General features: G+C 46.4%; 14 protein-coding genes. 8 read left to right on the forward strand and 6 right to left on the reverse strand.

The genetic code is table 11. The features are described 5' to 3' along the window. Nucleotides 1-33 precede the first annotated feature (33 nt). A complete protein-coding gene (locus ABFX33_RS15335; protein ID WP_346086737.1) occupies nucleotides 34-1,668 on the forward strand; it encodes an alpha-L-fucosidase in 1,635 nt (544 codons plus the stop codon). Between the two features lie 5 nt (nucleotides 1,669-1,673). Here the strand turns inward: ABFX33_RS15335 and ABFX33_RS15340 are convergent, their stop codons facing one another. After that, nucleotides 1,674-3,380 carry a S1C family serine protease gene (locus tag ABFX33_RS15340; RefSeq protein ID WP_346086738.1) on the reverse strand — a complete coding sequence of 569 codons (1,707 nt, stop codon included), beginning with the start codon at nucleotides 3,378-3,380 and terminating at the stop codon, nucleotides 1,674-1,676. A gap of 271 nt (nucleotides 3,381-3,651) precedes the next feature. On the opposite strand from ABFX33_RS15340, the gene ABFX33_RS15345 reads away from it, so the two are divergent. The 7 genes from ABFX33_RS15345 (at nucleotide 3,652) to ABFX33_RS15375 (ending at nucleotide 13,964) form a co-directional block, all read left to right on the forward strand. After that, nucleotides 3,652-4,239, forward strand: coding sequence for an RNA polymerase sigma factor (locus ABFX33_RS15345; RefSeq protein WP_346086739.1), 588 nt, complete (start codon nucleotides 3,652-3,654; stop codon nucleotides 4,237-4,239). Between the two features lie 65 nt (nucleotides 4,240-4,304). Beyond that, on the forward strand, nucleotides 4,305-5,501 hold the full coding sequence (locus ABFX33_RS15350) for a FecR family protein (protein ID WP_346086740.1): 1,197 nt from the start codon (nucleotides 4,305-4,307) through the stop codon (nucleotides 5,499-5,501). Nucleotides 5,502-5,613: 112 nt separating this feature from the next. Then, nucleotides 5,614-8,985 carry a SusC/RagA family TonB-linked outer membrane protein gene (locus ABFX33_RS15355; protein ID WP_346086741.1) on the forward strand — a complete coding sequence of 1,124 codons (3,372 nt, stop codon included), beginning with the start codon at nucleotides 5,614-5,616 and terminating at the stop codon, nucleotides 8,983-8,985. Nucleotides 8,986-9,028: 43 nt separating this feature from the next. Further along, nucleotides 9,029-10,522, forward strand: a complete 1,494-nt coding sequence (locus tag ABFX33_RS15360; protein ID WP_346086742.1) for a RagB/SusD family nutrient uptake outer membrane protein — start codon at nucleotides 9,029-9,031, stop codon at nucleotides 10,520-10,522. 12 nt (nucleotides 10,523-10,534) lie between these two features. Continuing rightward, complete coding sequence (locus tag ABFX33_RS15365; protein ID WP_346086743.1) at nucleotides 10,535-11,335, forward strand: DUF4843 domain-containing protein; 801 nt, start codon at nucleotides 10,535-10,537, stop codon at nucleotides 11,333-11,335. Between the two features lies 1 nt (nucleotide 11,336). Continuing rightward, entirely contained in the window at nucleotides 11,337-12,788 is a 1,452-nt protein-coding gene (locus ABFX33_RS15370; RefSeq protein WP_346086744.1) for a PKD-like family lipoprotein, read from the forward strand. A 33-nt stretch (nucleotides 12,789-12,821) separates the two neighbouring features. Beyond that, nucleotides 12,822-13,964, forward strand: coding sequence for a redoxin domain-containing protein (locus ABFX33_RS15375; protein ID WP_346086745.1), 1,143 nt, complete (start codon nucleotides 12,822-12,824; stop codon nucleotides 13,962-13,964). Nucleotides 13,965-14,095: 131 nt separating this feature from the next. Here ABFX33_RS15375 and ABFX33_RS15380 read toward each other — a convergent pair whose 3' ends face one another. From ABFX33_RS15380 to ABFX33_RS15400, 5 genes are read right to left on the reverse strand one after another with little or no spacing between them, the layout of a single operon-like run. Further along, nucleotides 14,096-14,962 carry a sialate O-acetylesterase gene (locus ABFX33_RS15380; protein ID WP_346086746.1) on the reverse strand — a complete coding sequence of 289 codons (867 nt, stop codon included), beginning with the start codon at nucleotides 14,960-14,962 and terminating at the stop codon, nucleotides 14,096-14,098. 55 nt (nucleotides 14,963-15,017) lie between these two features. Then, complete coding sequence (locus ABFX33_RS15385) at nucleotides 15,018-16,748, reverse strand: RICIN domain-containing protein (RefSeq protein ID WP_346086747.1); 1,731 nt, start codon at nucleotides 16,746-16,748, stop codon at nucleotides 15,018-15,020. A 31-nt stretch (nucleotides 16,749-16,779) separates the two neighbouring features. Then, nucleotides 16,780-18,465: an endo-1,4-beta-xylanase gene (locus ABFX33_RS15390; RefSeq protein ID WP_346086748.1), complete on the reverse strand. Its 1,686-nt coding sequence runs from the start codon at nucleotides 18,463-18,465 to the stop codon at nucleotides 16,780-16,782. Between the two features lie 23 nt (nucleotides 18,466-18,488). Further along, entirely contained in the window at nucleotides 18,489-19,514 is a 1,026-nt protein-coding gene (locus tag ABFX33_RS15395; protein ID WP_346086749.1) for a DUF5627 domain-containing protein, read from the reverse strand. A gap of 16 nt (nucleotides 19,515-19,530) precedes the next feature. Continuing rightward, complete coding sequence (locus ABFX33_RS15400; RefSeq protein ID WP_346086750.1) at nucleotides 19,531-21,291, reverse strand: RagB/SusD family nutrient uptake outer membrane protein; 1,761 nt, start codon at nucleotides 21,289-21,291, stop codon at nucleotides 19,531-19,533.

The following is a 21,291-nucleotide window of genomic DNA, read 5'->3' on the forward strand; positions in this document are numbered from 1 at the left end:
AGCCTGGCATCTTGATCGAAAAATCATCATACAATGAACAGAAGAACAGCTATTAAGTTTCTCGGGGCAACTATTCCGACCCTTTTTCTTGGTAAATTTAGCGCTGCCTATGCGTATCTTGGGAAAGCTCCATTTCATCCCGACTGGCGCTCACTTGAAAACTATCAGGTACCTGATTGGTTCAGGGATGCCAAATTTGGTATATGGGCACATTGGGGACCGCAGTGCCAGCCTGAAAGGGGCGACTGGTATGCACGCGGCATGTATCAAGAAGGATCAGATCAATACCGGTATCATCTCGAAAAATATGGCCATCCTTCCGTTTTTGGTTTCAAGGATGTAATCCATCAATGGAAAGCCGAAAATTGGAATCCGGAAGAGCTGATGGAGCTCTATAAAAATGCCGGTGCCCAATATTTTATGGCCCTGGCCAATCATCACGATAATCTGGATCTTTATCGCAGCAGCCACCATCCATGGAATAGTGTCAACCTTGGCCCTCGGAAAGATATTGTTGGCGGCTGGGAGCGTGCTGCTAAAAAAAGAGGACTCAAATTTGGTGTGAGCGTTCACGCAGCGCATGCCTGGACCTGGTACGAAACGGCGCAACGAAGTGATAAAGCCGGAAAGTTTGCCGGAGTACCTTACGACGGGAAGTTGACAAAGAAAGATGGCGCCGGAAAATGGTGGGCAGATTACGATCCACAGGAGCTCTACGCTCAGGATCATGAGCCTAGTTTAGATAGCAAAGACGACAACACGGTTCATCGGCAGTGGCATTGGGATGTCGCCTCCGGCGTGAGTATCCCGACCAAAGCGTACTGTGAAAATTTTAAAGCGCGTACGCTGGAACTGATGGACAACTACAAGCCTGACATGGTTTACTTTGACGATACGGTACTACCGCTTTATCCTATCAGCAATGTTGGACTGGAGATTGCGGCCGATTTTTACAATAAGAGCATGCAGGCGAATAAGGGTAAAGTCGATGTGGTCATCAACGGTAAAATCCTGAATGAACAGCAACGGAAATGCCTGGTATGGGATATCGAACGGGGACAGAGCAATACGATTGAACCTCAGCCCTGGCAGACCTGCACTTGCATAGGTTCCTGGCATTATGATCGCCGGATTTACGATAATAATCAGTATAAATCGGCCAAAACCGTTATTCATATGTTGATTGATGTGGTCAGTAAAAATGGTAATTTACTCTTGAGCGTGCCCTTACGCGGCGATGGTTCTATCGACGATAAAGCGAAGGAAGTGGTAAAGGGCATTGGAAATTGGATGACGGTACATAAAGAAGCCCTTATTGGGACACGGCCTTGGCATATTTTTGGCGAGGGACCAGCACAAGAGGACGCTCCTTCACTGAGTGTGCAGGGCTTCAATGAAGGAAAAGGTAAAGCTTTTACCAGTGATGATGTCCGTTTTACGACAAGAGGAAATATCCTGTATGCCTTTATTATGGGAACAACGGCCGAAAAGCAAATTACAATTAAGTCCCTGGGCCGTTCGGCTGCCCAAACCCGAAAGGTCAATCAGGTTCAGTTAGTCGGAACTGATGATCGGATTTCCTTTCGACAACTCGACAATGGCCTGCAGGTATCCCTACCCGAAGGTTTCGTTCAAAACAATATCGCGACGGTATTAAAAATTACCTGATAACTTTATCTTTTTGAGTTGCTAATTAGATATTGCGCTTCGGATAAAACGTCCAGGATGGTATCTCGAGGGATAGCAAGGCAGGCTGTATGGCTAAAGCGAGCAATATTGAGTCCTATAAAATTGCCTTCGCTATCGATGATCGGACTTCCGCATTCGTCGGCATGAATGCGGGAATCATGGAGAAATACATGCGGAAAATTATCTCTTCGCGTCGATTTTCCTTTGGGAATGTGATTTGCAGGATGTGGATTTGGCGGGGCTGCCCATTTGGAAAGAATGACCTGGGCATGTAGCACCGTCACCCCGCGCCGGAATTGTACCGCTAGTGTATCGCCAGCAGAAAATTGCTGCATGGCAGCATTGATTTTGACGGCACTTGCGACATCCTGACCGTTTAATGCCACTATTTGGTCACCAACACGAAGTCCTGCCCGGCTTGCAGCACCCATGCTGTCCACTTTTGTTAAGGTTGGAAGACCTGCAATCTCCTGCATGTGCGCATCGAAAGTTCCCGGAATCGGTATACGCGGAAAGGTTTGGGGCGACATGCCCAGGATACCGCTTTTAAGCTTATTGCTGGCAAGCAGCGACCACAATTTTATACCGAGTAAAGAATCAGGAATGCCTAGTCTGCTGGTCTCCGATGCAGTAATTGCTGGAAACTTATGATCACTTACAAGTGCGATCAGGTCATTTTTTTTATCTCTGAACAGGATCTCCAAGGCATAGGTGCTGTTGTTAAATTTGGCCTTTGGCGCCGCACCAACCTGGCTGCTTTTGGATAAAATCACCTGCTTATTGTTTGCCAAGTTAAATGCGGTGCCTAATATATACACGCTATCTCCATGTAATGTACTACGGATGGGGATGGACTGAACGTTTGTTTTGGGAAACGGTGCCGGTTTTTTGAGTACCAATTCCATGAGTTTCTTCGCTAAGGGATCGCTACCGACTGAATCGGTTGGCGTGGGGTAACTATTGATCGCTGCCGGATGAGTCAGCGAACGCCAATAGATGCGATAGCTGTTTACAGGCACCTCAAAATTGATGCCTTCAGCAGCATCGATACGGCTATGTAGACCAATTACGCGGCCTAGGGCATCAAATAAAGGGCCGCCGGAATCTCCGGGCTCCATGATACTGCTGCTTTGAATAAAACCATAGTCGTCCATTTTTTTCAGAATGCGTCCAGCGCGGAGAAAGGGAATGTTGAAGGGTAGGGTTTCGGGATAGGATATTCCAAAGCAGGGCTGCTTTTCAGCGATGGATGATGACCAGCCCATTTCAGCAAAAGGCCAGGGGCCTTCGCCCTGCATCTTTATCATCGCAATATCGGGCAAGTTGCTCTGTTGGTCGACGACCAGTCGTCCGAGCGCTTTGGCGACAGCCTGTTTGCCATCGGGAAAAATTACGCGATAGAAATTGCCCGGCTTGGTGGAATGTGCTACTGTGAGGATCGTTCCATCCGAACGTACGATGACTCCACTGAAAGGAGCACTGTTTTGCTGACCGCTCACACTGTCTATACCGAACATTTTTATGGAAGCCGCTAGCGCCCGGTCAATAATTGACTTCGGTATTTCGCGATCAGCGGTCTGCATGCGCTGCGCTAAGCAGTAATTGAGGTTTGTGACCAAGCACAAAATTGTCCAGATAAAGAAGTATCGGAGGAAGGTGCTTTCAGATTTTTTTTTGGAGCCAGGTGTCATACTTCAAATAGGTTGATTTATCGGATTAGGTTTTGCTTTAAAAAGCAATTGCTCAAAGGTAGGGGATTTGTCATCGAAAAAACAAGGGCAGGAAACAGTTCTGAATAAATTACTGACATGAGCTTGTTTTTAATGCGGTTTGCTGAAAAAATTTTGGCTTAAGGAAGTAGATGCTGAAAAATTAATAGGAAAAACGAGGAATAAATTGGTCTTAGGAAGTATCCATTCTTTTTATTTATCTTTATCCACGAAAAGCTAAACCGATCTACCAATGAACTATACGAGCGAAAAAGAGCTGCTTGAAGACTTCCTCAACGGGGAAGAGCAGGCTTGTGCGCATGTATACAACCGTTATTTTAGTCGTATATGTTTATATGCATCGAGCTTTGTGGACGAAAGCAAAGAAGCTGAAGATATTGCAGAGGAGGGATTTATACGCTTGTGGCAGGGCAGGCGGTGCTTTGAAAGTTTATCCCATCTGAGGGCGGCACTTTATCAGGCTACGCGTCATGTAGGAATCAATTACCAGACCGCCAGGAAGCGAAGATTAAATCGGGTCGATAGTTATGTGGCGCAGCAGGAGCAGGATCAAAAATCCTATCTGCATGAAATTGTCTATACCGAAGCCATGGCCGAACTCTACGAAGCCATTCAGAAGCTGCCGCCCAAAGCACGTGAAATTATACAGCTGAGCTACCTCGAAGGCAACAGCAATCAAGAAATTGCGGATTTATTGCAGCTAAATATCCAAACGGTAAAAAATCAAAAATTACGTGCTCTAGGTCTGCTACGTCAACATTTGAAACGAGATTCCTTCAATTATCTACTGTCGTTGATTGTTCTTTTTGGAAAAATTTAATTTTTTTTAATTGTCTTTGGTACTTTTTCTAATCGGTGCGGTATCTATAGATGAAATAGCTCAAAATGGGTCCTAAAGAAGAAGAAAAATTTATCTATATCAGTTCGCTTGTCTTCCAAGAAATGCGGGGTACGCTCAGCGACGAAAACCGCCTTTTTTTGGAGCGCTGGCTACAAGAATCCGTGATGAACAAACAGATTTATAGACGCTGCCTGGATGAGGCGCAACAGCGTGAGGCCTATGCCAGCCTGCAGCATTTTGAAAATCAACGTAATTTTGAGTCGATAAAAGCCAAGGTTTCCTTTCATCCTTCGACGAAGAGATCTGGGCTGCTGCAGCGTCTCTGGCCATATTTTGCTGCCGCCAGTGTGCTGTTGGCGCTTTCGGTTGTATGGTATTGGAATTCGGATAACAACCGGCCGGTTCAAACCCAGCTGAGAGCTGTAAACGACCGGATTCCGGCTTCCCATCAGGCGATTATAACGCTTTCAGACGGCAGGCAGTATACTTTGAATAATGGCGAAAAACAAGTCGTGATCGATGGCTCTGGCATACGCTATAACGACGGCCATGAAGTGGCGACGGTCAATGCAGCGGTGTCTGCACGGATAGAAACTCCGCGTGGAGGTACTTACGAAATCACTTTGCCGGATGGTACCTTGGTCAAACTAAATGCAGGGACTATACTTTCTTATCCAACGGAATTCGCAAAAGACAGACGCGAGGTCAGTCTTCAGGGCGAGGCCTATTTTGAAGTTTCAAAACGGGAAGATCAACCTTTTATTGTACATACCAAAAATCAGCAGGTACAGGTGCTCGGAACGCATTTTAATATCAATGCCTATCCAACAGCACTACAGACAAAAACAACCTTGCTGGAGGGTAAAGTACAGGTACAAGAACTCATAAAAGGCCAAAAAGTAACCTTGCTGCCCGGCGACCAGTCGGTCCACACCAGAACAGAGCTGACCAAGCATCCGGTCAACGTACAGCAGGAAATGGCTTGGGTATATGGCAAATTCAACTTTGATGGAAAATCACTTCGGCAGGTCATGGATGAACTGTCCCAATGGTATGCGGTTGATGTGGTTTATAAGGGCGATGTACCCGATGTTTCCTTCTTCGGCGGAACATTCCGAACGAGCAAATTATCCACTATCCTGAACATATTAAAAGACCAGGACCTGTCGTATCATTTAACAAACGACGGAAAACTCATCATTGAAAAAAATGATCTTAAAGCACAGAAAGGAGGGCAATAAAGAACGTAAAATTATACTTGACCAAACAATATGAATTAACAAATTGGGCAGTGGATCCTGTCATCTAAGCAATGGATCCTGCAATCTAACCTAACTAAACTAACTAGAATTAATGAAATTAAGTTGTTTTTCACAAGCGACCAAACCCCTTTTATGGCTTGTTTTTGCTGTCCTATTCCAGCTAGGCCATAAGGTAAATGCGCAAACCGTAACCTATGCCGGGCGCAATGTTACACTAATGGAAGTGCTTAAAGCGGTCAAAATTCAGACGAGCTATGAGGTGCTCGGAGCCAAAAAGATGTTGGAATCGGCAAAGCCAATTTCGATTAAAGTGGACAAAATGCCCCTTACATTATTTCTGGATAAAATTCTAAGTCCGCAGCAAATCGGCTACACGATTGAATCGAAGACGATTTTTCTGGAAAGGAAATCAAGTCCACGGAAATCCGAGCCCACAAGCCAACCCAAAATAGAACAATCATCCCAGAAGCAGATCCGCGGACAAGTCCTTGGGAAAGACCGTACGCCGCTTTCCGATGTGAATATTTCACAGCTGGGCAATACCATCGCTGTGGCCGATAAAGAAGGACGTTTTTCTTTTACCGGCATTATGCAACCGCTTACATTAAGTCGGGTTGGCTATAAAAACTATACCCTCGCTTTGGTGGAAAACAAAGAAGAGTACAGTGTAGTGATGGAAGAAGAAGCGAATGCATTGGAGCAGGTCGTTGTCACCGGTTATCAGGTGCTAAAAAAAGATTCCTACACGGGAACAGCAATTACTAAAAGCGGCGACGAGCTACGGCAGGTAAATCCGCAGAATGTGCTGCAGGCCATGCAAGTGTTCGATCCATCATTTAAATTGCTCGACAACAATCTTGCTGGATCCAATCCCAATGCTTTGCCAAATATCAATGTGCGTGGATCTTCTTCATTGCCCACCGGAGGGAATGAAGTGCTGCGAAGGGATAATATCACGACCACAATCAATATGCCGGCCTTTATATTAAATGGTTTTGAAGTAAGTGTACAGAAAGTGCTCGATCTGGATATGACCCGTATTGAAAGTGTCACGATCTTGAAAGATGCTGCTGCAACCGCCATATACGGTTCGAGAGCGGCCAATGGTGTGATGGTCATTACAACAAAAATGCCCAAGGACGGCAAATTACAATTGACTTATACACATGAGAGCAATGTAAATATGCCCGACCTGACCGGATACGATGTTTTGCATGCTGCTGATAAATTGGCCTATGAGAAGCTGGCCGGACTATATGATGCCACGATCCAGCGGCAGCCACAGGACGCCTTGGATGAACTGTATTATCAAAAGTTGGCCAATGTGCTTGGCGGTGTGGATACCTATTGGCTGTCACAGCCCGTACGGACTGCAGTGGGGCAAAAGCACGGCCTTTATCTGGAAGGTGGTTCGGAGACGTTCCGCTATGGCGTAGACATGCGTTATCAGACCAGACCTGGTGTGATGAAAGGCTCGGGAAGAAATCAATATTCGGGCGGACTAAACTTTAGCTATAACCTCAGAGGTAAATTTAGATTTCAGAACGAGCTTGCCGTAACAGTGGTCGACGGGCGTGAATCTCCCTATGGAAATTTTGCGGATTACGTCCGGATGAATCCTTACTACCGCATGACAGATGATCAGGGTAATATTATACAGGAGGCTGATGTATGGACAAGGGTGGCAAATTCGGGAAGTGCACAACGGGAATATGTCTTGAATCCACTTTACAATGCGACGTTGAATAGTTTCAATAAACTGGGCTATACCGAATTGCTGAACAATTTCTCCGGTGATTTTGACCTCAGCAATGGACTTCGCCTGCGGGGACAGGTAAGTTTGTTGAAACGCTTGAATACGAATGATAATTTCCGCTCGCCCTTAGCCAATGATTTTTATTTCTATCCTACAGCACAAACAGACGAAAAGGGTAGTTATACCAGCTATACAAACAATGAATTGTATTGGGATGCAAACCTACGGATCAATTGGATGCGTACGATTGATCTACATAGCTTCAATATGGTAGGGGGAACCAATATCCGGACAGAAAGCTATGATGAGCGTTCTTTCAAAGCGATTGGCTTTCCGAATGACCGATTTACCAGTGTGGGATTTGCCAAGGGATATGCGGAGAATGCGAGTCCTTCGAGCAGCTTGGGTGCCTCCAGGCTATTTGGTGCCTTTCTCAGTGCCAATTATTCATATGATAACCGTTATCTGATGGATGCAACTGTCCGAATTGATGGCTCTTCCAAATTTGGATCCAACAAGCGTACTGCTCCCTTTTGGTCGACAGGAATCGGCTGGAATATGCATAAGGAAAAATGGTTTGCCAACAATGTAGTCAGCCAATTGCGGCTCCGCGCTACGATAGGACTGACGGGCTCTGTACAGTTCGATCCTTACATGTCGCGGACAACTTATAGTTATGATAAGAGCAATTGGTATTCCTCGGGGCTGGGAAGTACGGTCCGTAACTATGGCAATGAAAACCTGACCTGGCAGAAGACCCAGAGTACCGATGTCGGTCTTGATCTTGGACTTTGGCGTGATCGTTTGACGCTTTCGCCACGCTATTACCATAAGATTACCCGTGATATCCTGGCCGATATCAACCTGGCACCTTCTACAGGATTCAGCTCTTATAAAGAGAATCTTGGCGATCTTGAAAACAAAGGATTTGAGCTCAACGCCAATTGGATTGCCCTTAAAAGTGAAAAATGGACCCTGAGTCTGTTGGCGAATTTGGTACGGAACAGAAATAAAATAGTACGTATTTCAAATGCATTGAAGAGCTACAATGAACGTGTCGATGAAGCACAGCAGGGGAGTGATTTAATGGCCGTGCCCTTGCTTCGCTATAAAGAGGGCCAGTCGTTGGATGCCATATATGCCGTACCTTCCTTGGGGATAGATCCTGAAAACGGGAAGGAAGTTTATATCAAAAAAGATGGAACACTGTCGTATGAATGGGATGCACGGGATATCGATGTCGTCGGGCTGGCCACACCAAAAATGGAAGGATTTTTCGGAGGGACACTGCGCTACAAGCAGTTTATGTTGGTGGCCTATTTCCAAACAAGGATAGGAGGTAAAACCTATAACCAAACCTTAGTAGACCGTGTCGAAAATGCCGATCCACGTTATAATGTGGACATTAGGGTCCTGGAGGAAAAATGGAAAAATCCTGGCGATGTGACCTTTTACAAAAGTATACAGGATCTGGGGCAGACGCGGGTATCCTCGCGTTTTATTATGCCCGACAATTTATTTGCCCTGCAGTCACTGAATCTTTCTTACGATGCTGGGAAAGCACTGTCGAAAAAACTGGCGCTGTCAAGCCTGCGTGTCGGACTTGTCGCAAATGATATTTTTCGTTGGTCTTCGGTGAAAGTAGAACGCGGAATTACGTACCCATTCGCCCGCAGTGTGACTTTTACCCTACAGGCAGGATTATAAAAGATAGTAAGTCCCATCCAACGGATGGAAAAAATATGTACAGATGAAGAAGTTAACTATAGTTTTAATACTGTTCACAGCCCTGAGTACGCTTTCTTGCTCCAAGTGGCTGGATATACAACCTGAAAGCGAAATTGACAAGTCGGTCCTCTTTTCTACCGAGGATGGTTTCAAGGAAGCCCTGATCGGCGTATATACGCGATGTGCTAAAGATGACCTCTATGGCAAGGAGCTGACCATCGGAACACCGGAAGTGCTGGCGCAGAACTATGCGCTGTCAAGTAATGATCCCTTGCGGTATCAGCAGACCAAGTTGTTTAAATACAATGACGGTAACTTTATTGGCCGAAAGGACAATATCTGGAAGGGTTTATACAATGGTATTGTCAATGCCAATCTGATACTTGGTGAAATTGAACCTAAAAAGCAGTTATTTACGGGAAGCAATTATCAACTAATTAAAGGGGAGTCGCTGGCCTTGAGAGCCTACCTCCATTTTGATGCTTTGCGCCTATTTGGTCCAGCTCCGGCTGTAAATGACAAGATTGAAGCCATTCCCTATGTAACGACCTATTCCAATAAATCCACTAAACTGTCCACGGTCTCACAACTTCTGGATTCGGTGATCCGGGATCTGGAAGAAGCCAAAGAATTGCTCAAGGTTGATCCCATCCGCCTGAAATCCTACGTGGTTGGCTATCCTACTGTCGGAGACACCTTGAAAAATTCAGAGCTGCAGGACAAGAGCCTCTTTTTACAGAACAGAAGGCACCGGCTCAACTATTATGCCGTTTGTGGATTACTGGCACGTACCTATCTCTATAAGGGAGATAAAATAAAAGCACTGCTGAGCGCACGTGAAGTAATCGATGCCAAAAAATTTCCGTGGACCAACGCCACGGATTTCCTTGCCGTCGATGCGGACAAAAAAGATCGGGTTTTCTATAAAGAGCTGTTGTTTGCCTGGTACATCCCGGCCATGAACAGCAGCTATAACAATGACTGGTTTCAGGACAACAACAGCGCCATTTACCTGGATCAGGATGAAGCAAAAACCATTTACGAGGTTGCAGGAGCCGGTGGCGGTGACATGCGCTATACGCAATGGTTTGGAACGGTAAGCGTTGGGAACTCTTTTATATCATCTATTCATAAATATAGAAGGAATACACTGGGCGACAGTTTTGCGGCCAATCTGCATTATCTGGTAGCGCCGGGGATCCGATTGTCCGAAATCTACTATATCGCGGCTGAATGTAGTTACGAGACTTCTCCCGCTCAGGCTGCAGCATGGCTTGATGAGGTACGTGAACATCGGGGCATCGGTCAGAAAGTGGATATATCGACAAATGCCAAACTCCGAAGCGAACTCCTGAAGGAGTACCGTAAAGAAATGTTTGCCGAAGGACAATTGTTTTTCGCCTATAAGCGGCTGAATCTACCGATTATTGGACAGCAAGGCACCACAATTCCGGCCAGTCAACAAATTTATGTATGGCCGCTACCTGATGATGAAATAATTTATGGACAACGGTAAATAGTAACAAAAATGAAAAAAACTATTTTATTACTTCTGCTACTGCCGCTGCTGTGTTCTTGCAAAAAGGCGGTTTTAACGACCTACGATAGGGCCGCAAATGTTTATTTTGATTTGAGCGACGCTGATCGGGATAGCATTGTATACACTTTTGCTTATGATATGACCAAGGCAGAGGATACCATTTTTGTTCCCGTCAAAGTGATGGGATACCGTGATCAGCAAGCGCGGCAATACGAGGCTTTCGTGGAAAAGGATTCATCAACGGCACGTGCCGATCTGCATTATGATCAGCTTAAACCGACCTATACCATAGAAAGTAATGCTGGCCGGGCGCTGTTGCCCATTATAGTGCACAATATCAGCGAACTTGAAAATCAATCTGTATCACTGCTCTTAAAACTTAAGGCAAGTAATGACTTTGGGATTGAAAACCCAGCACTGATACGAGCGCGTATTATTATTTCGGCCCAATTGGAGCAGCCTGCCTGGTGGACAATGTGGCTTGATAATTATTCGCGAGTAAAACATCAGCTCTTCTTAATTGTGACCGAACAGCGTTCGCTTTCTACGGTTGGACTTGATGCACCCAAGAATCTCTACTTTGTCAATCTCCTTTTGATGATGCTCAATGATCCCTTTAAGTGGGTCAAAGATCACCCGGAAAAGAATTATGTGCTGAGTAGTAAAGATAATGGACAGACCTATCAGTTCTATCACGTGGACAATCCAAACCGAAGCATTCTATTGAGAAAGAATAGCGCTTCGGGTAAGTATTATTTTATAGATGAATCAGGAAAGGAAGTCAGATAAGATGAAAAGAAATGTAAACAGGTCAAGAGCAATATTATTTTTTGCCATTGTGTCTTTAACCTTATTGGTTTTCGGTGGCTGTTATAAGGATAAGGGGAATTATGCGATCGATATGCCTGAGGGACCGCAGATTACAGGATTGGACACTTTGTATGAAGCTTCGGTTGGCGATAGTCTTATTATAGCACCCAAAATTACGGGTATCGATGCGGCTTCATTGAAATGTAACTGGCGCATCGATGTACCAGAGGCAATTATCCCCGAAGCCAACCACTATGAAGGTCCTGCACTGCGCATCGTTTTTGGACTTCAGGCCAAGAGATACACAGCGCGTCTTACGGTGACCAATATGGCCAATGGAATGAAATATTTCTATAATTTCAAAATCCAGGGAGCAACGGCTTTTTCGCGGGGATCACTCGTGTTATCCGTCCAGAATGGGATCAGTAAGCTGTCCTTTATAAAACCTGACAATAGCGTACAAGCCAATATTTATGAGGCGATCAATCGCGAACCATTACCACCGGATCCGATGTATATCCACTACCTAAAAAACCAGTTCACGGGAAATACCCCATTAGGATACTGGATTATTTCCAAACAGGCAGGTGTACGTCTCGATGTCAACAACTTAGTTAAAGAAGCGGTAAAACCCGGTACACTGCACGATAACTTTTTTCTGGCTCCAGCGACGATTGCTGTCGGAAATCTGATCGCCCATCCGCAAGGAGTAATGATGGGCGTCATCAATGGCAAATTTTATGGCGGAACAACGAATACCTGGGATCAATCGAATACCTATGGCATGTTTGGAACTTATGCGGATGGGGACTACGAATTAGCACCAGAAATTATATTGACAACGGTAGACAACAACTATAGTGTAATTGCTTTCGAAAAAAATAAAAAGCAGTTTATCCGAATCAATATATATGGTAGTCCGATGTATTTTGGCACACAGTATAGTCCCGTCAATACTGAAATTTTTGATCCAACAAAGGTGGGCATGGATCTGATTAAAATGGTACAGATCAATAACACGGATACCTACGCTTATGTGAAGGATAATAGTGGTCAACTCTATGAACTGAAGTTCAATGCAAATTATAATGGTCCGTTTATGGTCACGGCAATACATAAGAGACTCTTTATAAAACAAGAATGGATAAATACCGAAACAAAGATGGTGGCCACCCGCAATGGGTACATCTATGTGGCCTATAAAAATCAAGTGTTTCGCTATAATCCGCTCAATCAACAGGTGGAACTATTGAAGGCAGCCATCAAATCGGATGTAGGCCTGCTCAAATTGGATGATGATGAGAATACTCTGATTGCAGGGGTAGAAGGTGCCCTGTATTATATGGACATCCGGGTAGGGAAAAACGGCGATCTGCTCAAAACAATTGACGGTCTTCCCGGAAATCCCGTTGATATGACCTGGCGTAAGTAAAAAAAGAACAATATAACATCTAATCATATAAACATGAAAAATTTAAAAATAGCTGCCTTAGCGCTGGCATTTTTGCCCTTGACATCATTTGCGCAGCAAGCGGGCTTTCTGATCAAGGGAACTGCACCAAAAGCTTTCAATGGCAAAAAAGTATATCTCGATTATACAAAAGATGGATTTCCAGCCTCGGATTCATCGGCTATCGTGGATGGCAAGTTTAGTTTCAACGGAACGGTGGAGGAGCCCGCTTACTCCCGAATGGTGTTTGATCAGGATGGTAAGGGGAAATTGATCGCGCAAAATATTGGTGATCGGTTATATTTTTATTTGGGCAATGAAACTTACAACATGACTATCAAAGATTCGCTGCGTACCGCTGCGATAATAGGATCGCCATTGCATAATGCCTACGTCGCTTATTTAAATGAAATTGGCGGTGGTTTTATGGATATCATTGATGCGGGGAATAAGGCCTTTTCGGCCGTAAAGCAGGATGCTCCTGATGCCAACGACCAGTATAAAGCTATCCATGAAAAGTTTGAGGCGCGGTTTGAAGCCCGGCGGGTAAAAGAGCTGGCATTCGCTGCCAAAAATCCCAATTCCATCTTTGCGGTGGACGCGCTTATTGATGCAGCCAATAAACGCAAGCTCAGTGAAATTGAACCTTTGTTTTTGAAGCTGTCCAAGGAGGTGCGTCAAATGACAAATGCGCGGCAGTTGGAAGCACGTTTTTTGGCGGAGAGAAGTGTGAAAATCGGTAATAAGGCACCTAATTTTTCCCAGCCGGATACGGAAGGAAAATTGGTCAGGGTATCCGATTTTAAAGGTCAGTATGTGCTGATCGACTTTTGGGCAAGCTGGTGTAGTCCCTGCCGTGCTGAAAATCCCAACTTATTGAAGGCATACAACAAATATAAAAGTAAAGGTCTGGAGGTGCTTGCGGTTTCGCTGGATGATACGAAAGGAAAAAATGCCTGGTTAAAAGCGATTAAGGAGGATGGATTGCCCTGGATCCATGTCGCAGATCTAAAGGGCTGGAGCAATGAAGCAGCGGTATTGTATGGCGTGCGTGCCGTACCGCAAAATTATCTGGTGGATCCTCAAGGAAACATTGTCGCCATCAATATCAAAGGTGAACTGTTACACCAGGAATTAGCCAAAATTTTTGGAAACTAATGGACAAATGTATGCGCTGTTATTGCCTTTAACCATAAAAGGATATTATTCGAACGAATGGCATTATCGACGATCATCTATCAATATTGCCGATAATCTGGTAAGGCTAGGGATTGATTCCCTAGCTTTCTTTATTTCTTTTCTTTCTGCAGCAATCTAAGCATGCTTGCTGCATAATTCTTGCCCAGCTGTCGGTACCCCGCAGGGCTGAAGTGCAGTCCGTCGCCAATACCTTCACAACCTACGGAGGAGATGATATGGGCGGTGGGTATCGTAGCTGGCAGGGTCTGGATAATGCTGTTCATGCTAGCGCATTTCCCTCCAGCTTCGGCCGATAGGAGTTCGCCGGCAAGCAGCGGGACATCTTGGGCTTTCAGCTGTAAATCATCTAAGAGGTTTTCATAGACTTTTTTCACTTTATCGGGCCATTGGCGATCGCCGGTGTTGGACTCACCCTGATGAAGCAAAATCCCTTTGATAACACCCTTCTGCTGAGCTATCCTGGCTAGGGCCACAAGTCTTCCATAGGGATTGTTGTCATATGCAGCAAGCATGGATTTCATCCACTCCGGTGCCTTTGCGACGTAGCTCGCGCTGCTGTCCTGATCAAACAATTGAATGTGGCAGCCGCCTACCGAAACATTGATGATACCGACCTCAATATTTTTGGGAAGATTTTCAACAAGCGTTCGGCCAAAATAATCTGCAGGTGTAAGTCCGGTGTGGCAGCGTGTAAGCGGTGCCCGGGCGGGAGACCATTGGCCATACCGCCGCCCTAGGTCGGGACAGTCTACTGCCGACAGTACCTGGAACCGTTCGATGGAGGTTGTGTCCTGGGCTTCGAATTGGCCATGTCCCTCCATATTGGATTGCCCAAAACAAAGGTAAATATGGAAGTTCTTGTCTTGGGCAAAGCTGGCTGTACCCGAAAAATTGCATGCCATGATGAGCAATAGCAGGACTTTAAAATGTATTTGTCGCATGGTGAAGGTTTTCATGTTTTTAAAATTAAGCTATTTCGCGGTAAGCAAGCTTACCGCGAAAAGATAACCTTTAATTCATCGCTATAAATTTGAATTTAAACAATTGACAGGATGTACCGTAGTAATCCCAAAGATGCAGATTGGAGTTGCCATCCATGGTACAGTTGGGTACATCCCAACCGCGTGTGGCATCGACCTTTGAGGTAATTTTATAATAGCCATTGGCTACAGCGGTGACCTTCCAGGCCTGCGCATCATTGCCGTAATTTTGCCAGAGCCGGATGGCAGTTCCGAGCGCGTTGCTGTTACTCGCCAGGTCAATACAGCGATTACTGGCGCTTGCTTTGGAAACAAAGCGCCAGTACCCATTGCCCGCATCGATGGCTACCCAGCGCTGTGCATTTGCGCTATTTCGGGTCCAGGGTCGGAGTATTGCGCCGTTGGCATCTTCCCCTGATTTCAAATCAAGTACTTTGTTGGCATCGGTCTGAAATTCGATTTCGTAAACCCCATTATTTACTAGGCTAGTGGCTGTGCAGTTAGACATGGGGTAATTGGAGGTGGCATATTGCTGAAACCACTGTTTTGCAGGAGCTGCGCAGGCCTCCCAATCGTTGTTATAGGCGGTGCCGGCATTGGGATCTCCTTTGTGAAGCAGATTGTCCGGAGCGAGCAGGTTCCAGCTTACGTTGCCGGACTGATCGACGATATATTTTAGATTGGCGCCAAAACCATTGCCACCCGCTGTACCTGTGGTTCCGGTACCGAAGGTGCCGTATCCCTGTGGCGCCCAGTCGGTCTCGGTAATGGCGATCGGAGCGATGTCAGCAATAGGTTTGACATTGGTATTCCAGGCATTCTGAAAAGCTTGATAGGTATTGACACCACCCCAGTATCCCGGATAGATATGCACGGCGTAGCCGATGTTGCCACCGGAAATCTGATTGTTGACGTAGCCTTGGTAATGGGACTGCCAACCGGTGCCAGGTATCCAGCAGACATTATTGGCCCCGTTGTTACGGATGATATTGACCAGGGGCTGAAAGAAATTTTTCAATGCAGCAAAATGTTCGTTGCCCGTCATTCCCCAGGTACCGTTTGTCCCCAGGATCTCAACCGGTTCATTGGCCAGCTCAAACATCACATTGTCTGCATTTTTCAGGGCAGCGTGCTGCGATAGGAAAGTCCAGACGGTCTTGAGATAAGTATGATAGGCATCATTGACCGCGATACGGTGCGGACATACACCCGGAGGGCGCAAGATGACATACATACCCCGGCTGCGGGCATGGTTGATCAAGGGGATAATGACCTGATCGGTGTAGGTAACCAGGCGGTTGTAGTTGAACCTGGAGATATCGTCTTCGGGAATGGGCGCTCCCGGATCATTGGTCCAGTAAGGATCAATGTGCAGACGGATATAATTGAGGTGCCAGCCGTCGGCGGCGCTGCTGAGCTTGTCCATGACCGCCTTGTTATAATTGAGCGCGCCCTGCACATTGTAGTTGTCCCAAGTGCAGTAGCCTGAGTTGGCGCCATACTGGCAACCATTGAACCAAGGGCTGGGCGTAATGGCTACCCCATGCAGGACAATGTTATTGTCACAGGGGTCTTTGAGGTACTTTCCGCCTACATGTAGGGTCGGCGTCGGCCTTGGCCAGTTTGTCACCGCTTGCGCGGAGATATTGGCCTTAAGACTTCTTTCGGATTCACTGGTCAGCATTTTTTCTTCCAGCCGCGAACAGCTGGAAAAAATAGCGAATAAAAAGACCAGCAGTAACCACTTGTTGTTTGTTCTCATAATTTAACTATTTAAAAGGTGATTAATGATCTTATTTTATAGCGGACAAGGCCTCAGCAACAGCCTGGTAGGCGGGCTTTCGGACAAATCCTTCAGTCCATAATCCGATCGGTTCCCCGCGCCGCCAGAATGAACTTTCCTGATCTGGACTATCCAAGGGGCTCCATAGGGTGATACCGTACTGTTTATCCTTGGGAATGATCTCGCGGTATTTCTCGACGACAAATTTGTACAGGTCAGCCTGTTTCTGATACATTTCAGCGGTCGCATTGCTGGTTTTGATGCCATCTCCCAGGCCAATATCAAGCTCAGATACTTTGATCAGCTTGCCCGTGGCGGCCAATAGATTGAACATACTCACGATGTTATCTTTGCTGGTATGGATATCGATGTGCATCTGGGTGCCGATCCCATCCACTTTAGCGCCTTTGCTTTCGATGTAGCTGACATAGGCGATGAGTCCTTTGCATTTGTTGCCACTGCCTTCTAAGCCATAGTCATTGATGAATAGGAGATCATTGGCGTTGCCATATTTGCGGGCAAACTGGAAGGCTTTCACGGCATAATCCTTACCCAAGTAATCCTGCCAGTAGAATTCATCATCCGCCAGATCGCTTTTGCCGACTCCCGTTTTTAGGGCATATTGGTCCGGCCAGTCGGACATGGGTTCATTGACCACATCCCAGGCTTTGATATAAGCTTTCGTTTTCTCAAGCATACCGGCAATAAATGTTTCCAGCGCTTTACTGAGTATGGCTTCTTTCTCGGCAGCTGTTTTCTCGATCGTGCTACCCCCAGGGCTGCCATAACCTTCGCCATCGGCGGACTGTGCCCTGGTGGAATTGTTTCCCCAGCCAAACCAGCCGTCAATATTGTTTTCAAAATCACTGTTGGCAATAAGGCTTGCCGAACTGCCTGTTTTTGTCAGCACAACCTTATCAATGAAAATGGTGCCATCGTATTGGCCAAAATTGATGATAAAACGGTTACGCGCTGCGGTTGCCGTCACTTTAAGTTCGTACGCTTTGTAGCTTGTTGTTAAAGCCAATGACCCCATATTGTCGCCGGAATAATTGGAGGTGCTCTGCAGATCAATTCCAATATTACCCGCTTTGCTGCCCCGGGCCACAATCTTCAATACATATTCTTTTCCTATTTCCGTCGGGTTAATGTCTGTGGCTGTCTGTGCTTCCCAGGCATTGACGACAGCAGGGTTGCTCATTTTTAAGGCATGTCCGGCGAGGGCCGGCCCGTCCGAGCCTGGTATAACCACAGGCGCGATTAACTTATTCAGGTAGGCGCCATGCTGTCCCGAATGCCAGCACAGCGTATGGCCATATAATGCCATGTTGTTTTCCTGTGCCGCCTTGATCAGCTGCTCGACACGTGCCAGGTTAAGGCTTCCATCGGCCTGCACAATGGAACCATGTTTCATTTCATAACCCATGACCATCTCCTCAAAATTACGGTTGGCCAGTCGGTAGAGCACCCCTTTGTTAAAGTAATCATTCATATTGAGCGCTACACCAAGCTTAAAACCGGGGTTTGCCTGTTTGTCCAAATAGCTTTTTAGGGGATTGTAGGCATTTATATCTTCCTGCGCCAGCACTTTCTCCGGTTTTTCGACAGCATATTCCAGGGCTTGATATTTGGAACAGGAACTCCAGACGGTGCCGAATGAAAATAGGATAACGAGCGTTTTATTGATTTTTTTCATCGTTGTTCATGATTGAATTGCTATTACTTTTTGACGGGCGTAAAAGTTTCCATTTTCACCGCCCTGTCCCGCATCACGAGGGTGTCCTTACTGCTGATGCTCATTTGTGCCATATCGATTGTATAGGCTAGATAAAGTGCATCCCGGTCGGCATTGCCCCAGCTGTTTTTTTCGCCCCGTTTGACAAACTTTCCACTTCCAGTAGCGGATATGCCGGCACTGGCCGAGCTGATGCTACAGGTATTGTCCTCCTTAAAAGTTAGGTTCAGGTTGACATTGATATTGACATCACCAGCTCCCTTAAAAGATAGGGGCAAGACCGATTTGTTAAGTGCTGCAGTGCTGACATTTTTGACTTCGTCTTTTTCGACATAGGCCTGGTGTCGGACAACATCTTTAGTCAAGTTGCTGTTGGCCCCTTTGCCAACAATCTGGTCGGTACCCCGGCGCAGATAATTGCCATGCCAGGGATTGATATATTTGAGGGCATAAAAGATAAAATCTTTTGGCGCGACATCCCAGTCGGAAGCAATAGCCCTATGGGCTGTCTGTAGGGAAGTTTTACCGGAGAGGATGGAATCGGCGTTGGCAACTTTTGTCATCCTTAGCGGGAGGACGTAATAGGTCTCCAGGGATTTGGGGTCGGCAAAAAACGCGTCGGTCAGCTGCACCTCAACACCACCTGTGAGGCTACCGCTCGGGATGCTGATCTGGTTGCTTGCCAGCCGATAATAATTGTCAGGCAATGCGGTCACGGCCTGCCCATTGGAGTAGCTGAGTCCATGTGTGAGACTGTTGTCGACAACGAAGTCGATACGAATATCTTTCTTGTTGTTATACACGCCAGCCGTGGTCGCCATAACCTTGACCTTATGTTGGTTGTCGAGGCTATTGTCGAAGATGTCTTCGCCCAGGGTTACTGTTCTGATGGGGGTCTGGTAAGCGAAGTATACCGATTGAAATTCAAAATCTGGGAACTCCCAGTCGTTATTTTTGCAGGACGCCAGGCTTACTAAAGCCATCGCGTAAAGGATACTGATCTTTTTCATCGTGTGCATGTTAAGTTTAATTCCAGCCTGTATTTTGTACAAGATTGCTGTATTTAAGTACCTCACTGTAGGGGATTGGGCCGTAATTCATATAGGCTTCATAGAGTCTATTCTCTACAGGTATTTCGGTATAGCTGTTATTGCTGATACTCATTCCCTTTGCGCTGACATTGATATCCATTTTCCAGCGGCGGAGATCCCAGAAGCGGAATCCTTCAAAGCAAAGCTCCAGCCGGCGTTCGTTCCGGATCAGCTGCCGCATTTGATCTTTATTGTTTTTGACCTGTTCCAGGTAGGGATCGCCATTGTTGCTGCCTACACCTGCACGCCGGCGGATCGCTTTGATCATATCGTAGGCGGAGAAGGTAAAAGTCCCCATGCCTGTAGGTCCCCAAGCCTCATTGGCTGCCTCGGCATAGGCCAGATACATTTCCGTCATGCGTATACGGGCATTGAAATGCATTTGCTGGGTAGATGAGGAAGGGTTGAGGTTGACATCCTGACGCAGGAGCTTTTTCAGGTAATAACCCGTGCGTGTGGAAGTTTCGACTTTGTTCAGGCCGTCATTTGTCGGACTATTGGCTGTGGTATTGATCGCTGTATTGCTGACACCTGCTGTGGCACCATTGACAATAATATAGGCCTTCAATCGGGGATCCCGCTTATCGTAAGGATTGGCTTTATTGTAGGCCGAATTGGCATCGCTAATGGGATAGCCATTCTCCATGGGGAAGGCATCGACCAGGTTCTGCGTGGGGTTGAGCCGGCCTCTGCCAAATAAGGTAGGCGGAAAATGGTCTTGCTCCATGCTATTGCTATTTCCTTTGTCGGTGCGCCAAAGGATTTCGGCTGGATTGGATCCGGAGGTTAAGCCGTCGACCACCTCTTTATTGTACCAGGTAAACCCTTTGGGGTCGATACCACTTGCACCGCCTTTGGCCTGGATGACCTGTCCCGCATAGGTCGCGGCTTGCTCCCAGGTCGTTTTACTGCCTTCACTATAGGCCGGACTTGCGGCTAATAGCGCTGCCCTGGCACGGATAGCCTGTGCGATGCGTTTGGTCATCCGTAATTTGAACGTGGAGCCAAATACGCGATTGTAATCGTTGGCATTTACGGATCCGGCATATTTGACCGGAACCTGGCTATCATTGCTGATATTTTCATAATCCATCGGCAATAGCTCCTCCGCCTTTTTGATATCATCGTACAACTGTTGCATACAGGCTTCAAATGATGCACGAGGTTGATTGAAATCCGAATTGACGGTCTCGGGAGTTAAATGGATCGGTACGCCCAGTATTTCTCCTGTGCTTGACCTGCCGCCATGCGCCTGTAACAGATGGAACATAAACAGCGCACGGAGGCCATAGGCTTCGCCCTTCATTCGGTCGTTGAACAGGACGCTGACTTTCGGTTCCATGGCCCATTCGACCTGATCTGTTAAGGACAGAAAATTGTTCAGATACTGTATGGCAGCATAGCTGTTGCGCCATTGGTCGAAAGGGTTGTTGATGCTTGTCCACTGTCCGGTTGCCGTTTTTAGAAAAGTATTGTTCTTATCGTTGCTCACCGCATTGTCTGTCGCGACCTCATCAAAGCTGTAGCTATTGCCCGGAATCCGGTTATATCCGTTTAAAAGCAGTCCCTGGGCGTATAAAGGCCGGCTATTGGCCGTTTCAATTTCAAGGTTATTCTCTAGAGCCGGCTCAAACATATCTTCGCAGGAGGAAAATAACAGGCTGCTCAGGATAGCTAGGGTTAGTATTTTTTTCAT

This window comes from Sphingobacterium ginsenosidimutans, assembly GCF_039536865.1.
Taxonomy (GTDB): Bacteria; Bacteroidota; Bacteroidia; order Sphingobacteriales; family Sphingobacteriaceae; genus Sphingobacterium; species Sphingobacterium detergens.